Genomic DNA, 13,569 nt, shown 5'->3' on the forward strand with positions numbered 1-13,569 from the left:
CGCCCGAGGTGGTCGCTCCCGCACAGCTCCGCGACGTCGACGGTGCGACGGTCACCTACCTGCTCGGCGTCGGCGCCTGCGACACCGGGATCACCCCGCTGGTGCAGGAGTACGACGACGTCGTGGTGATCGGCGGCGGGGTGGTCCGCTCCACCGGGATGTGCACCGAACAGCTCGTGCTGGAACCGGTCACCGTCACGCTCGCCGCGCCGCTGGGTACCCGGCCGGTGCTCGACGTCCTCACCGGACGGGTGCTCACCGAACAGCCCCACTGAGCCGGGACCGGATCGCGCACCGGCGGGGGAGCGGCTCAGGGCAGGGGGAAGGGCAGCTTGATGCCGTCCAGGGCGTGCCCGCACGGGCAGTCCCGTTCGGCCGGCAGCGCCGCCACCGCGTCCAGCAGCACCCCGCGCAGCCGGTCGGTGTTCTCCGCGAACACCCGGAACACCTCCGCCTGGGTGACCGACTCGCCGGCCGTCACGCCCGCGTCCAGGTCGGTGACGAGCGCGATCGAGGTGTAGCAGAGCGCCAGTTCGCGGGCGAGCACCGCCTCCGGATGCCCGGTCATGTTGACCACCGTGCCGCCCATCGAGGCGTACCACCGGGACTCGGCGCGGGTGGAGAAGCGCGGCCCCTCGACCACCACCACCGTGCCGCCGTCCACCGCCGCCACGTCCCGTCCGGCCGCCGCCGCGAGCAGCGTACGTCGCCCGACCGGGCAGTACGGGTCGGCGAACGAGACGTGCACCGCGCCCTGGTCGTAGTAGGTCTGGGTGCGCCCGGCGGTCCGGTCGACGAGCTGGTCCGGCACCACGAAGGTGCCCGGCCCCAACTCCGGCCGGAGCCCGCCCACCGCGCACGGGGCGAGCACCTGACGCACCCCGAGCGAACGCAGCGCCCACAGGTTGGCGCGGTACGGGATCAGGTGCGGGGGGTGCCGGTGGTCCCGGCCGTGCCGGGGGAGGAACGCCACCCGGCGACCGCCCACCTCGGCGATGGTGACGGGATCCGAGGCAGGCCCGTACGGCGTGCGCACCTCGTGCGCGGTCGCGCCGTCGAGCAACGCGTACAGGCCCGACCCGCCGATCACCGCGATGTCCGCCGTAGGGCTCAATGGTCCTCCCCTGTAGCCGCTCGATCATCTGCCGCTCAGACCTTAGCCACCGCCCCGGGCGCAAGCTATGGTGCCAGGCATGGCGCTGACAGCACGGACCCTCGGCGACGCCCCGTTACCCGACCGGGCGCGCGGCTGACGATGTCCGAGATGCAGGAGGAGGGACGCGCGATCGGCGGTCGAGCCACGGAGTCGATGACCGGGCGGCTGCTGGTCGCGACTCCGGCCCTGAAGGATCCGAACTTCGACCGTACGGTGGTCCTGCTGGTGGCACACGAGGCCGGTGGGGCGCTCGGTGTGGTGCTCAACCGGGCCACCGAGGTGCCGGTGGCCGATGTCCTTGGTGACTGGAGCGACCTGGCCCGGCACCCCGCGGTGCTCTTCGAGGGCGGCCCCGTCCAGCCGGACTCGGCGATCTGCCTGGCCAGGATGCGGCATCCGATGCGGCGGCTGAAGGGCTTCCAGCAGATCTCCGGCGCGGTCGGCACGGTGGACCTGTCGGCGGACCCGGAGAAGCTGCGCGACAGCATCGGCGGCATCCGGGTCTTCGCCGGCTACTCCGGCTGGGGCGCCGGCCAGTTGGAGCAGGAGATCGAGGAGGGGTCGTGGTTCGTCTTCGACGCCCTGCCCGGTGACGCCTTCGTCGACCGGCCCGACGACCTGTGGCCGATGGTGCTGCGCCGGCAGGGCGGGATGATGGCGGCGGTCGCCCACTTCCCCCCGGACGTGGCGCTGAACTGAGGCCAGGCGGAGGGGACCCCCGCAAGATGACCATCGCCGTGGCCGTGTGTATAGTTCTCTCCGTGCCCGGGACGCCGGGGACGAGCAAGGGGCCGTGGCGCAGCTGGTAGCGCACCACACTGGCAGTGTGGGGGTCAGGGGTTCGAGTCCCCTCGGCTCCACCTGGTTTGACCTGGTGGTATTGATCACGGGCGATGATCTTGAGTCACGCCCGTGGTCGCAAAGATCAGTTACGTTTGAATCTCCGAACGGTACTTGTGACCACGGGGGTTCACCATGGCGGTTAACTACGACAGCAAGCGCAAGTCCTGGGAGTTCACCATCGACCTCCCAAAGGGGCGCGATGGCAAGCGGCGTCAGATGCGCCGACGGGGCTTCAAGACCGAGAAGCTTGCGGAGCGAGCAGAGCGAGAGGCGCGAGCCCAGTTCGGCAATGCGAACCTTGCCGAGGATGGCACTGTCGCTGCTGAGCTCGTCGAGTGGCTTCAGGAGCGAGAACTCGACGTCGCCATCACCACGCTACAGATCTTGAATTGCCAGGTCAAGATCTGTAGCACATTCGGCCATGATCAGGGCGTTATCCGCACGCATCACAGTTATTCACTCATCGCCGGGGGTCTGTGGATCTAACGGCACCTCTCTTGTCAACCTGCCGGCAGCAGAGAGGTTTCCGTATCTTTGATCATGGTGCGGTAGACGACGTCGGACAGGCGTCGTTTCAGGCAGCGCATGGCTTCCTTGTGGGTTTTGCCTGCGGCTCGTTTGTGCTGGTAGTAGTCCCGGCCGGGGGTTGCTCGTTTGATCTGGGCCATGGCCATGGCCATGGCCATGACGTGCAGGGCGTAGTTCAGCTGTCGGTCGCCGGCGCGCGAGAGGCGGTGTCGTTGGATGTCACCGGAGGAGACTTCTATCGGCGCGACACCGCAGTACGAGGCGAATGCGGCCTGCGACCGGAACCTGTTGACGGCTCCGGCGCGGGCCAGGATCTTCGCGGCGGTGACGTCGCCGATGCCGTGTAGATCGGTCAGGGTGGTGCCGGAGGCTGCGACCGCGGCGGACAGCGTTGCTGTTGCCTCGTCGATGCGCCGGTCGAGGCGGCGCACCTCTTGGAGCAGTTCCACGGCGACCTGGCGCATGGTGCGGGCCGACACGGCCCTGGGGCGGATGCCGCGGAGCGCAGCGGCTGCGTTGTCGGCGGTCAGTCCGCGGGGCAGACCGGCGGGAATGAGCTGCGCCAGCAGTGCATGCAGCCGGTTGACGATCTGGGTGCGGCCGCGGACGAGGTCATCGCGATGTTCGGTCAGGCACCGCAGGGCGGCGATGGTCTCATCGACGACGGCGGTGTTGAGTCGAGCAGCGGTGTGTGCGGCGATTCCGACTGACAGGGCGTCGGCCTGGTCGGTTTTGCGGCCGTGCCCGGTGGAGAGCATCCGAACGCGGCGGGCGAGTTTCGCGGGCACATCAACCACGTCGACACCGTCGGCTGCCAGACGAGAGGTTAACGTGGCGCCGAGGCCGGTGGCGCCTTCGACCGCCCAGACGGCGTGTGACCAGCGGCCGGCGAAGCGACGTAATTGCCGGTAGCCGTCGCGGTTGACCTCGACGCGGATCGCGGCCAGTGGCTGGAGTCGGTTGTCGACCGCGACGGCGGTCCAGGACGCCTTGTGAGGATCGATGGCGATGACGACCCGGGGCGGTGTTGATGCTGCGGCGGGCACGGGTTCTCCTTGCAGGACCGGAAAAGGGAGGATCCGGCGAGGAGGGCAGACCAACTTCGGGCTTAACAGACCTCTCTCGAGCCACTCTCGCCGGCGGTTGTGGCCGGGGCGCAGGCCGTTCGAGGGCCAGCCCGTGGGCGGCAGGTGTTTCCCGAGCGACCCCGACCACAACCTCGGAGATCATGGCTGCAGACCCTGATCTCCGCCACCAATCCAACAAGTTGGAAACCTCTCTGCTGCCGGCAGGTTGACAAGAGAGGTGCCGTTAGCGAGACAGCCCCTCGCCGGGTGCTGGCGGGTGTGGTGGGTCGACGGTGAACCTGAGCAGGTCGGCGAGGTCGCCGCTGGGCTGCTGGCCACGGCTGGGTGCAGGTGGAGCAGCTTCGGCCGCAGGCCACCGACGGCCGGTCCCCGCGCCGATGCAGCGCGGGGACCGGCCTGAGCCCGTCCAGCTCGTGCCCCGTGTCTCGGGGGCGCCTGGGGCTGCCAGACCAGCGTGCAAGAGGGTGACTGTCAGGAGGCGCGGACGACGGTGATGGTGACGTTGGCGCAGGTGTTGGCCAAGCTGGTGAGGGTGTTCTTCTCGGTGGTGTCGACGGTGAGGTGCCAGCGGATCTTCACCGCGATTCATTCGTTGATGTAGCGGCAGTGGGCGGGGATGTAGGAGGGCATCCAGGTGGCGGGGTCCTGGTCTCCCTTGGCTTGGTTGACGTTGTCGGTGACGGCGACTAGGGGGCGGTTGTCGCCGAGGTCGTTGGCGTAGGACTGGCGGCGGCTGGTGGTCCAGGTGCGGGCGCCGGAGTCCCAGGCTTCGGCGAGGGGGACCAGGTGGTCGATGTCGAGGTCTGCGGGTTGGGTCCAGGAGGTGTTGTCGTAGTAGGAGTACCAGCGTCCGCCGGTGAGTGTGCAGCCGGAGCCGGTGGTCGGTGTGGTGGTGGCTTCGGTGATGAGGACTTCGTAGCGGGTGTTGCAGCCGTCGCCGTCGGCGTCTTGCCAGTGGGGGAAGAGGTCTCGGGGCGTGGCAATGGCCGACGGGCAACGGTGAACCTAAATCTTCGACATTCCGGCTCTTCGGCCGTGACCAAGCCGCCGGCACATGGGCGTTTGGCGAACCGGCCGTCCGGTCCGTTCAGTCCGGCGAGCGACCGTAGCGGTTTCGGGTGACGTGGCGATAGACCTGTCGTAGTCAGGATGCCGACACCGCGGTTGCTCGCCGCAGGTGCGCGGCCCGGCGATGATCGGGTCACCGGCCCGTCGGCCGGTGAGCTCGCCGATTAGGGATGGTGGCATGCTTGTCCTCGCCCCTGGGCGCCCGGCAGCCGCGCGGCCGCCGCGGCGTCGAGGCGTCGCGCTGTTCGTCGCCCTGGCGCTGGCTGGCCTGTCCGCGATCGCGTTCACCGTGGCGGCACCGAAAACCGCCACGGTCTCGGATTACCTACGCCGCTCGTCGGTGGCCGGGCGGGACCTGCGGGTCGGGGTGTTCCCCGACCAGCCGCTGCTCGGCGAGGAGGGCCGCGGTGGGGTGTTCGACGGGTTCGACGTGGAGCTGGCCGGCGCGTTCGCGCGTTCGCTCGGCCTTCGGCCGGTCTTCGTGTCGGTGCGGGCGTCCGAACGGGTGTCGGCGCTGGTCGAGGGCCGGGTCGATGTCGTCTTCGCCGGCCTGCTGATAACCACGGAACGCCAGCGGGTGATCGAGTTCGCCGGCCCCTACCTGGTGGGACGGACCGTGGTGGCCAGCCGCACGGCGTGGCCGCCGCCGCGCGGTGGGAACTCCCGTCTGTGTGTGGTGTCGGGATCGGTCGCCGAGGTCATCATGACGCGGACGCGCCCGGTGGAGGCCCGCCCGGACGTCGGTCGTTGTGTCAGCGAGGTGCTCGCCGGACGGCTCGACGCGGTCGTCGGCGATGAGATCCTGCTGCGCGGCCACGCGTACGCCTCGCGCGGAGTGTTGCGGGTTTTCACCCCCGCCATCGAGGAGCCGGTGCAGCGTTACGGCATCGGTGTCAGCCGCCGTGATCCGTACCTCAAGGCGCTGGTCGGCTCGTTCCTGCAGGTGAGCTACGCCAAGGGGCGGGGCGGGGCGTGGCAGCGGGCGGCGGACCGCACCCTGGCCCGGGCCGGGTACACCGGCCGCCAGCCCCGGCCGGAGGGAACCCTGCTGCGGGGCGCGGGGGACGGGCAGGCCCCGGCGGACGCGATGGCGAGGACACCGCCGGGCGTTGCTGCGACCGTACCGGCGCCGTCACGTCACGGCAGGACGGTGGCGCACCGGCGGCGGCGCGCGACCCGGCGGGCGGTCCGACTCACCGCGGCCGTGGAGCGCCCGGCCCCCGGTCGGCCCACGTCACCAATGGGCGACACGGGGATCGGTTCGCCGTCGCCAGGGCCGTGGTCGCTGTTGCTGGGTGTGCCGGTGGCGGTGTCCGCGCTCTACCTGTGGATCCAGTCCGGTGGCGACCGGCAGTTCACGCTGATGCTGGCCCAGAGCGTGAACCCGATCAACTTCCTCGCCACGGTGAGCCTGTCCGTGGTGTGGGTCTTCGCGGCGGTACCCGTGCTGATCCTCACCGTCGGGTCGGTGGCGCTCAGTGCCGCCGTGGACCGGGCCGACCGGCAGCGGCTGAGCGCCGCGTACACGGTGGCGCGGTGGACGGCGCGGGCACCGGGCTGGGTGGTCTGGGCGAGCGGGGTGGCCGCCGCCGCGAGTACCCCCCTGGTGTTCGCCCCGGCGTGGATCCTGGCGCTGTTCGTCGCCCGCCAGTCGGCGGTCACCGGGCGGCGCGGGTCGCGCCGGTGGCGCGGGTTCGGGTTGTCGGCCCTCGCGGTGGTGTCCGCCGCGATCGTGGTCTGCGCGCTGGCCCGGGACGAGCCGGTGCTCGCCCTGATCGCGGGTTGGCCGGTGGCGCTGCTGCTGGCCGGCGTCGATGCGCCGCTGCGGCCGGCCTCCGTCGTCGCTTTCGTGCGGACCAGCGGCGCCCTGGCGGCGGTGCTGGCACTCGGCGTGCTGTACGCGGTGGTGACCACCCCGATCCTGCCGTCCACCGCGATCCAGGTGGCCCGCCCGCAGATCACGCCGGAGCCCAGCCGGTCACCCGACGGTTCCGTCGCCGACCCGGACGCCTCGGCGACGGAGCCGCCGATGCGGCAGTTGCGCGGCTACGTCGTCTCCGTCGACGACGAGTCCACCACCGTCCTGTCCGACGCCGGTGGGGTAGAGATCGTCGCCAACGACGAGATCAGATCCCGGGTCTCCTGTCCCAGCTTCACCGATCTTGCGGGCGACTCGGCCGCCCTCTTCGGGCTGCCTCTGCGGGAGTCGCTGCTGAAGTCGCTCGCCCGGCGACAGCGGCCGGCGACGTTGCAGGACCCGCGCTGCCTGATCCGGGTGGATCCGACGTCTGAGGAGTGACCACGCCTCCGGGTCAGGCGTCGCGGCCGATGTGACGTGGCCGGGCTGCCCGTAGTCAATTCGGTTGCGGCGACGGCGCTGCCCTTATAGCGTGCCGTGAGGTACGGATCTACGGGCCGGTTTCGCCCGGGTGTCGCGCGAGACACCCTGCCCGGACGTCATCGTCGTGTTGACCGACGGACAGACGCCCTGTCCGACCTCACAGCCCCCTTCTCGGACCGTCGTGGGAATCTTTCCCCGCGCCGCGCGGTGCAACGAGACGATCCCGACTACCGGCCGGAGTCCCCACCCGAGTGGGCGCACGTGGTCACTATCGGATCCGTTCCCAGCACGCGGTGAACCCAGCCCACCTCAGCAGATCGGCGGCGATTTCCTCGACGGACGCGAGGGCTGCTACAGCACATCAAACACGTCGGAGACCCGGTAGAAGGCCGGTACCGGAGCTACGCCAGCCAGTGCGCGGCGAGAAACCGCAGAAACTGTTGGCACGCGCATGACGGTGCCCCGAGGGCGGCTGTCCACGGCCGTCAGCTCGGCAGCGCAAGCACGCCCGCTGGCTGACTTAACCAAGAACGCGCGGCATCTGCTTACGGTCGTCAAACGCAATCAGCTGCGACTGTACCGGCATCTCAAAGACCCTGACCTGGGCCAAGGCCCCAGTCTTGGACACCACCGGAAGCCGTGGTCACGACGCGGCAGCCGAGCGGTGCGTGCCGATTCTCGGCTGCCGATGCAGCGGCTGAGGCACCGCTCGCTGGACGTCGCGGCCCGGGTCTCCGCCGAGTTACCCGATCCTCACGCTGGTTGGTGAAGGGCTGAAGCTGGCCGACCCGCCGCCGGTGCCGTGGCCTGCCGGCGCACGCTTGACCCGCGCGGCGCCGAGCGCCCGCGGCGCCGGTCTTCGGCAGTGCTGGTCAGCGAGTCTTCTTCGTCGCGCGCTTGCGGGGCGGCGTCAACAGTTCGGCGATACCCGCGATCGCGGACGGCACCAGACGGTAGTACGCCCACACGCCGCGCTTGTCCCGTTCGAGGAGGCCGGCCTCGGTGAGGATCCGAAGGTGATGGCTCACGGTGGGCTGGGACAGCCCGAGCGGCGCGGTGAGGTCACTCACCGACGCCTCGCCCTGCGGAGACGACTGGATCAGGCTGAGTAGACGCAGCCGAGCCGGGTCAGCGAAAGCCTTCAGCACTCCCGCGAGCCGCTCGGCGTCGGCGCGGTCGATCGGCTCGCCGGCAAGGGGCGAGATGGCAGGCGTCGTCATGTTCGTTGATCCCACGCCCTGCATCGTCGCAGCAACACCGCCACAAGGCGGGCAAAACGAGGGACGGATCACGCTGACGTCACGGGTGGCCGTCCACATCGTGTCGCCGTATCGACATTCTGCGGCTCGAAGGTGGCGTCGAGGTGCCCGGTCGCCACAGGACAACAGCACCTCCAGCTGGCCGCCCAACGCTCAACCCAGCGCCAATGCGATGGCGAGAGCTGCCCCTAGACGATCCGCAGGGCCCCCGGGTCGAAGCCCACCGATGGATGGTCTGCGGCGGCGTGTCGTGGGTGTAGTTTGTCGGCGTCCGGCTCGGGTGGCTCCCCCCGTGATCGCTCGGGCCGGCTCTTCTCCTGCAGACTCGGCCAGCGCCGTGAATCAGGGGGCCGCTGCTTCTATGGTGCGTCGACAGCCTCGCGGCCGAGGGGCAAGAACGCGGCGGGAACGAGCTTGAAGTTGGCGATGCCGAACGGGATGCCGATGATCGTGATACACAGCGCGATGTCGGCGAGGATAGGGGCCAGGACCAGCCACCAGCCGTCGAGCACCATCGAGGACGGTGGCCTCATCGCGTCGCCTGCCCAAGCGGTGCGGTGCGTCAGCCTCAACCACAAGCGACTCGCGCAGGGACGCCGCGACAAGTGGGAAACCGTCGGCGTCCTTGACAACGCCAGCAACTGCCTGACACTTCTCGGCGAAGCCGTGGGCAACAGCCACACCACAGCGCAGGGCACCGCCGTGCTCTGGAGCGACGAAAGCGTCGTGTACGCACGACGCGGCCATCACCAACCTCCGCGACGGCGGCTGGAGCTTCGCCCACGGACCGCAACTCGCCGCCGACGTCGCCACCCGTATGAACACCGACCTGAAGATCCCCCGGGTGAAGCCGGTGTTGACACGGCCACGCATCGGCCACTGAGCCGAGCATGCTGCGATGGCGGGGACTGTAAGACGAACGGTGTAACTCCTGATCAAGGAGTAGCACCTGATGTCCGAAGGATCGACGATCGCCGTGGATACTGCCGCGGTGGCGAAGAACGGGCCGGGGCAGCCGGCGGACGGTGTCGACGCGGAGCTGGTCGCTCAGCTGGTGGAGCAGGCCCGTGCGGCGGGTCTGCAGCTGACCGGGGATGGTGGTCTGCTGCAACAGCTCACGAAGCGTGTCCTGGAATCAGCCCTGGAAGGTGAGATCACCGATCACCTGGGCTATGACAAGGGCGAACCGGCGGGCAAGAACGGCGGGAACTCCCGCAATGGTGTGCGGGCCAAGACGGTGCTGACCGACGTCGGCCCGGTTGAGATCGACGTGCCGCGCGACCGGGACGGGTCGTTCACGCCGCAGATCGTGCGCAAGCGTCAGCGCCGGTTGTCGGGGGTGGACGACATGGTGATCTCCCTGTCGGCAATGGGCTTGACCACCGGGGAGATCCAGGCCCACCTCGCCGAGGTCTACGGCGCCGAGGTGTCGCGGCAGACGATCTCGACGATCACCGACAAGGTCGTCGAGGGCATGGCCGAGTGGCAGAACCGGCCCCTGGACCCGGGGCGGTTTCCAGCGAACGTCGCGAATCCTGAACGGAGGGATTCGTGTGCCGAGGTACGCGCCGAACAAGATGCCGGTGGCGGTGAAGCGTCGCTACTTTGAGTTGGTCAGGACGGGGCTGTCCGGGGCGGCTGCCGCCCAGCAGGTGGGTGTGTCGATGAGCTGCGGGTCGTTGTGGTTCATCGACGCTGGCCGCGTGAGTTTCGTGGAGAGACCGATCAGCCCGCGGTACCTGAGCCAGGACGACCGGATCGAGATCGCCGATGGGCTCGCTCGCGGGGAGCCAGTCAAGGCAATCGCCGCCCGGATCGGGAAGAGCTACCAAAGCGTCTATCGCGAGATCGCCAGAAACCGGAAGCCGGATGGCCGTTACCAGCCGTGGTATGCGCACAATCAGGCATACCTGCGGCGCCGGCGTCCCAAGCCTCGCCTGTTCGTCATCGACGCCCCGTTGAGGGAGCTGGTTGCCGACAGGCTGCGACGGCGTTGGTCGCCACCTCAGATCAGCCGATGGCTTCGTCGTCGCCATCGCCGTCGGCCGGCCTGGCACGTGTGTGCCGAGACCATCTACGAGGCCGTCTACCAGGGGCTGATCCTGCCCAGCGACTCGGCCAACCTGCGCACCGGCCGCACCTACCGGCACCGCCGTGGCCGGGGCCGGTCCCGGGAGGGAGCGCTGAAGCAGTCCACCAACATGAAGTCGATCCGGCAGAGACCCGCCAGTGTCGCCTCCCGACGGCAGGTCGGGCACTGGGAAGGAGATCTGATCGTCGGCGCCGGTCAGCGTTCAGCGATCGCGACACTGGTAGAACGCAAGACCCGACTGACCGTCCTGGTCCGGCTGCCCCGCGGGCACAACGCCCGATCGGTCGGCGACTCCCTGATCGACGTCTTCACCCAGTTCCCGCCTGCGCTGCGGCGGTCATTGACCTGGGATCAGGGCAATGAGATGTTCCACCACGAGCGAATCGAGCAGGCCACCGGACTCAAGATCTACTTCGCGGACCCGCACTCGCCGTGGCAGCGCGGCACCAACGAAAACACCAACGGGCTCCTACGCCAGTACCTGCCCAAAGGAACCGACCTCGGCGCCTGGACCAACTGCCAACTCGACCGGATCGCCGCCGAGCTCAACGACCGGCCACGTCTGTGCCTCAACGACAACAGCCCCAACCAGATGATGCGACGATGGCAACGTCAATCGATGAGATGATTCGCGACGTTCGCTGGAAACCGCCCGGTCTATCCGGTGATCTTCCTCGACGCGGTGCATGTGAAGATCCGCGATGGGAAAATCGCCAATCGGCCTATCTACCTGGCCCTGGCCGTCACCGTCGAGGGCACCCGGGACATCCTCGGTCTGTGGGCCGGTGACGGCGGCGAGGGCGCCAAGTTTTGGCTGCAGGTCCTCACGGAGTTGAAGAACCGCGGCGTCGCCGACGCGTGCATGGTGGTCTGCGACGGGCTCAAAGGCCTACCCGACGCGATCGGTGAGGTGTGGCCCGAAGCCGTCGTGCAAACGTGCGTGATCCATTTGCTGCGGGCCTCGTGCCGGTATGCCGGCCGGCAGCACTGGGACGCCATTGCCAAAGCGCTGCGGCCGGTCTACACCGCGCCGACCGAAGCCGCCGCCCGAGCCCGCTTCACCGAGTTCGTCGAGCCTGGGGCGACCGGTATCCGGCGATCGTCAGGTTGTGGGAGCAGGCGTGGGCGGAGTTCGTGCCGTTGCTGGCCCAGATTTCGGAGCTACGGCGCAAGTCGATGAACTGGAACCAGCAGGGTCCTGAACCACGCGGTTGAATCGACGCGGGGCGCTCAGTGGTTACGCCCTAGCGTCCTTAGCCCACCAGGACGTGTGCTCGGTCAGAAACTGGCTGGCGCAGGGCTACGCCGGCAGGCACCGGAGGTAGCAGCCTACTAGGGCGTGTCTGACAAAGCGTGGATACATGCGATTGCGGCGTGGCTTCGGGTCAGGTCCGCTTGCGGCTCGCGATCTCGTCAGAGAGCTGCTGCACACGGGCGGGGTCCGCGTCCCGGGCAAGGGCGACGTAGTGGTCCATGACGGCCGGCCGGTAGCGCACGGGCAACGTCTGTCCTGGGGCGAGTCGGGTGAGCTCGGTGATCGTGAGGTTTTCGTCTGCGATACCGCGGAACGAGATGCCGTCGGCGGTCTCCACGTCGAACATCAGGACCACGCGGGGGTTGCTGTTGACCTCCCGCCAGGCGACGAGAACGCCGAGCGCAAGCGCCCCCGTACGCAGTTCCGCATTGCGCTTCCGTGCATCACTGCTCAAGAGCGGGTTCGGGGCGACGCCCGGGAAGTCGGGCCCGACGCCGAGCGATTCCCGACTCAGGTCGGGCCTGAGCTGCGCCATCAGATCGTTGAGCTTCTTCTTCGAACCGAACATCCTGACCCCTCCCTCACACCGGTGCCGGAATCTCGGCCTGGCGCTTCGCCCTCACCGCGATTATACGTCGCCGGCCGTTCCCTTCCGGCCCGGACGTCCCGTCGGTTTCGGGAGCATCCCCTCGATCAACGACCACTGGGCATCCGAGAGCAACTGAAAACGCGACACGGGACCAGAGTTCCAGCCAGAACGCTCAACCTTTTGTCAGACACGCCCTGGGACGCCCTTGCCTCGCGCCGTTGTTTAAATTCGTCAAAACGCTTTATCAAGACGTAGATCTGATCCAGTAGCGCCTCTGTGAAAGTCAAAGCGCCGTTCGCGTCCTCACGGCTGATCGGACTTCCGGTGAAGTGAGCGCCCTGGTTTCCCAGCAGGCGGAGATGTTTAGCCCACTGAGCAATGGTCCTGTCGATTAGGCCCTCTTCCTCCATCTTTACAAGTGCTGAGGCGAGGTTTCGATCCTCAATGCCGTTATCTCGACAGATGCCCTCTAGGGTTCGCCTGACCATGACAACCGTCGCCGCAGACCATGACACGTTCCTGGGGTTGGACCGAGCGTGTCTGGGGGTCGGCGGACGAAGCCATGGATCATGCCAGTGGTTATCGATGGCCGATAGAGTGTCGGGTCTCAGGACCTGCGTGACAGATCAGTCTCGGGACGTGTGTGACACGTCCGGCTAGACGATCTTGTTCTTCCGTTGATGTTCAGTCTGCCTCGTGTAGGTCCTGCACGAGGTTGTGGATGGTGTCGTAGAACTTGGTCTTCGGCCAGGGTGGTGTCTCCGGGACGCCTTTCCAGGTGAGGTGAATGAGTGCCCAGCGTCCGGGGAGTTGGACGAGGATGTCATCCGATGCCTCCGACCTGGCAACGATCCTGGTGGGCTGGCCGTGTAGCGGGTGGCCAGGGGCCACCTCGATAAGAAGTTCGGCGTGCAGGGTTTGGCGTTGTTGTCGTTCGGCGGGATCGTCTCTGCGTAGGTCCCACCACGGGTCGGTGAAGGTGGGTTGTTCGTCCACGGCCTCATCCTTGCTCAGCTCGTGGCGGTTCGGGTTTGCGGACCTTGAACCGGGCGACGTCCTTGACGGTGGTGCGGGGAACCTCGGTGAGGAGCTGGTCGCCGTCGTGGATGCGGAAGGTGGTGTCGGCGGCTTCGACGGTCAGGGTTGCTCCGGCGTGGGCGATGCCGACGTGGATGCGTTGGCCGGCGATGACGAGGGCTCCTCGGCAGCTGACACGGCGTTCGACGCGCAGCGGCTGGGACGCGGGCCGGGGTGGTGGTCCGGCGGGGCGGGCGTCGCGAATCTTGAGGATCTCGGCCGCTGTCACGGGGTTGGGCGGGGGTCAGGGGTTCGAGTCCCCTCGGCTCCACC

13 protein-coding genes, 1 tRNA gene and 4 pseudogenes are annotated in these 13,569 nt (G+C 68.4%); 9 read left to right on the forward strand and 9 right to left on the reverse strand.

From position 1 onward, the window contains the following. A pseudogene (locus tag E1165_RS23810) lies at positions 1-275 on the forward strand (hypothetical protein); the annotation flags it as partial. Positions 276-310: 35 nt separating this feature from the next. On the opposite strand, the gene E1165_RS23815 reads toward E1165_RS23810, so the two are convergent. Then, positions 311-1,114 carry an S-methyl-5'-thioadenosine phosphorylase gene (locus tag E1165_RS23815; protein WP_132393980.1) on the reverse strand — a complete coding sequence of 268 codons (804 nt, stop codon included), beginning with the start codon at positions 1,112-1,114 and terminating at the stop codon, positions 311-313. Positions 1,115-1,264: 150 nt separating this feature from the next. Here E1165_RS23815 and E1165_RS23820 point away from each other — a divergent pair, with 150 nt between their 5' ends. From E1165_RS23820 to E1165_RS23830, 3 genes are all read left to right on the forward strand, one after another. Beyond that, the gene (locus E1165_RS23820) at positions 1,265-1,855 is read left to right on the forward strand and encodes a YqgE/AlgH family protein (RefSeq protein ID WP_132393981.1); all 591 of its coding nucleotides are present in this window, start codon (positions 1,265-1,267) and stop codon (positions 1,853-1,855) included. 88 nt (positions 1,856-1,943) lie between these two features. Beyond that, positions 1,944-2,016: transfer RNA gene (locus tag E1165_RS23825), tRNA-Ala, on the forward strand. Positions 2,017-2,131: 115 nt separating this feature from the next. Further along, complete coding sequence (locus E1165_RS23830) at positions 2,132-2,485, forward strand: Arm DNA-binding domain-containing protein (protein ID WP_132393982.1); 354 nt, start codon at positions 2,132-2,134, stop codon at positions 2,483-2,485. A 14-nt stretch (positions 2,486-2,499) separates the two neighbouring features. Here E1165_RS23830 and E1165_RS23835 read toward each other — a convergent pair whose 3' ends face one another. Both E1165_RS23835 and E1165_RS30435 read right to left on the reverse strand, forming a co-directional pair. After that, on the reverse strand, positions 2,500-3,573 hold the full coding sequence (locus E1165_RS23835; protein WP_132393983.1) for an IS110 family transposase: 1,074 nt from the start codon (positions 3,571-3,573) through the stop codon (positions 2,500-2,502). A gap of 627 nt (positions 3,574-4,200) precedes the next feature. Beyond that, positions 4,201-4,599 (reverse strand): DUF1524 domain-containing protein, encoded by a 399-nt coding sequence (locus E1165_RS30435; RefSeq protein WP_371687391.1) that lies wholly within the window; start codon positions 4,597-4,599, stop codon positions 4,201-4,203. A gap of 262 nt (positions 4,600-4,861) precedes the next feature. Between E1165_RS30435 and E1165_RS23845 the strand changes: the two genes are divergently transcribed. After that, positions 4,862-6,982 carry an ABC transporter substrate-binding protein gene (locus E1165_RS23845; protein ID WP_165945309.1) on the forward strand — a complete coding sequence of 707 codons (2,121 nt, stop codon included), beginning with the start codon at positions 4,862-4,864 and terminating at the stop codon, positions 6,980-6,982. Between the two features lie 100 nt (positions 6,983-7,082). Continuing rightward, positions 7,083-7,321: pseudogene (locus E1165_RS30140) on the forward strand (hypothetical protein); the annotation flags it as partial. A gap of 575 nt (positions 7,322-7,896) precedes the next feature. On the opposite strand, the gene E1165_RS23855 reads toward E1165_RS30140, so the two are convergent. After that, complete coding sequence (locus tag E1165_RS23855; RefSeq protein WP_371687392.1) at positions 7,897-8,244, reverse strand: ArsR/SmtB family transcription factor; 348 nt, start codon at positions 8,242-8,244, stop codon at positions 7,897-7,899. Positions 8,245-8,642: 398 nt separating this feature from the next. Beyond that, positions 8,643-8,798 (reverse strand): annotated as a pseudogene (locus E1165_RS23860) (YccF domain-containing protein); the annotation flags it as partial. A 437-nt stretch (positions 8,799-9,235) separates the two neighbouring features. On the opposite strand from E1165_RS23860, the gene E1165_RS23865 reads away from it, so the two are divergent. The 3 genes and pseudogenes from E1165_RS23865 to E1165_RS23875 all read left to right on the forward strand — a co-directional run. Next, positions 9,236-9,892, forward strand: coding sequence for a transposase (locus tag E1165_RS23865; protein WP_256370692.1), 657 nt, complete (start codon positions 9,236-9,238; stop codon positions 9,890-9,892). Then, entirely contained in the window at positions 9,873-11,003 is a 1,131-nt protein-coding gene (locus E1165_RS23870; protein WP_243704958.1) for an IS30 family transposase, read from the forward strand. Before E1165_RS23865 ends, E1165_RS23870 begins: the two co-directional genes overlap by 20 nt. Positions 11,004-11,021: 18 nt before the next feature. Further along, positions 11,022-11,545: pseudogene (locus tag E1165_RS23875) on the forward strand (transposase); the annotation flags it as partial. Between the two features lie 215 nt (positions 11,546-11,760). On the opposite strand, the gene E1165_RS23880 reads toward E1165_RS23875, so the two are convergent. The 4 genes from E1165_RS23880 to E1165_RS29190 all read right to left on the reverse strand — a co-directional run bounded on the left by E1165_RS23880 (position 11,761) and on the right by E1165_RS29190 (position 13,525). Further along, the gene (locus E1165_RS23880) at positions 11,761-12,198 is read right to left on the reverse strand and encodes a hypothetical protein (RefSeq protein ID WP_132393986.1); all 438 of its coding nucleotides are present in this window, start codon (positions 12,196-12,198) and stop codon (positions 11,761-11,763) included. A gap of 125 nt (positions 12,199-12,323) precedes the next feature. Continuing rightward, positions 12,324-12,734 (reverse strand): DUF4145 domain-containing protein, encoded by a 411-nt coding sequence (locus E1165_RS30855; protein WP_371687390.1) that lies wholly within the window; start codon positions 12,732-12,734, stop codon positions 12,324-12,326. 169 nt (positions 12,735-12,903) lie between these two features. After that, positions 12,904-13,215, reverse strand: a complete 312-nt coding sequence (locus E1165_RS29185) for a hypothetical protein (protein WP_165945308.1) — start codon at positions 13,213-13,215, stop codon at positions 12,904-12,906. 4 nt (positions 13,216-13,219) lie between these two features. Next, a complete protein-coding gene (locus tag E1165_RS29190) occupies positions 13,220-13,525 on the reverse strand; it encodes a hypothetical protein (RefSeq protein ID WP_165945310.1) in 306 nt (101 codons plus the stop codon). Positions 13,526-13,569: the final 44 nt, after the last annotated feature.

This window comes from Micromonospora sp. KC723 (assembly GCF_004348595.1).
In the GTDB taxonomy this organism is placed as follows: domain Bacteria; phylum Actinomycetota; class Actinomycetes; order Mycobacteriales; family Micromonosporaceae; genus Micromonospora.

What these genes read in the sequence shown, in the direction of transcription:
- E1165_RS23820 (WP_132393981.1), top strand. Translation starts at nt 1,265, where the DNA reads ATGCAGGAGGAGGGACGCGCGATCGGCGGTCGAGCCACGGAGTCGATG.
- E1165_RS23830 (WP_132393982.1), top strand. Translation starts at nt 2,132, where the DNA reads ATGGCGGTTAACTACGACAGCAAGCGCAAGTCCTGGGAGTTCACCATC.
- E1165_RS23845 (WP_165945309.1), top strand. Translation starts at nt 4,862, where the DNA reads ATGCTTGTCCTCGCCCCTGGGCGCCCGGCAGCCGCGCGGCCGCCGCGG.
- E1165_RS23855 (WP_371687392.1), bottom strand. Translation starts at nt 8,244, where the DNA reads ATGACGACGCCTGCCATCTCGCCCCTTGCCGGCGAGCCGATCGACCGC.
- E1165_RS23865 (WP_256370692.1), top strand. Translation starts at nt 9,236, where the DNA reads ATGTCCGAAGGATCGACGATCGCCGTGGATACTGCCGCGGTGGCGAAG.
- E1165_RS23880 (WP_132393986.1), bottom strand. Translation starts at nt 12,198, where the DNA reads ATGTTCGGTTCGAAGAAGAAGCTCAACGATCTGATGGCGCAGCTCAGG.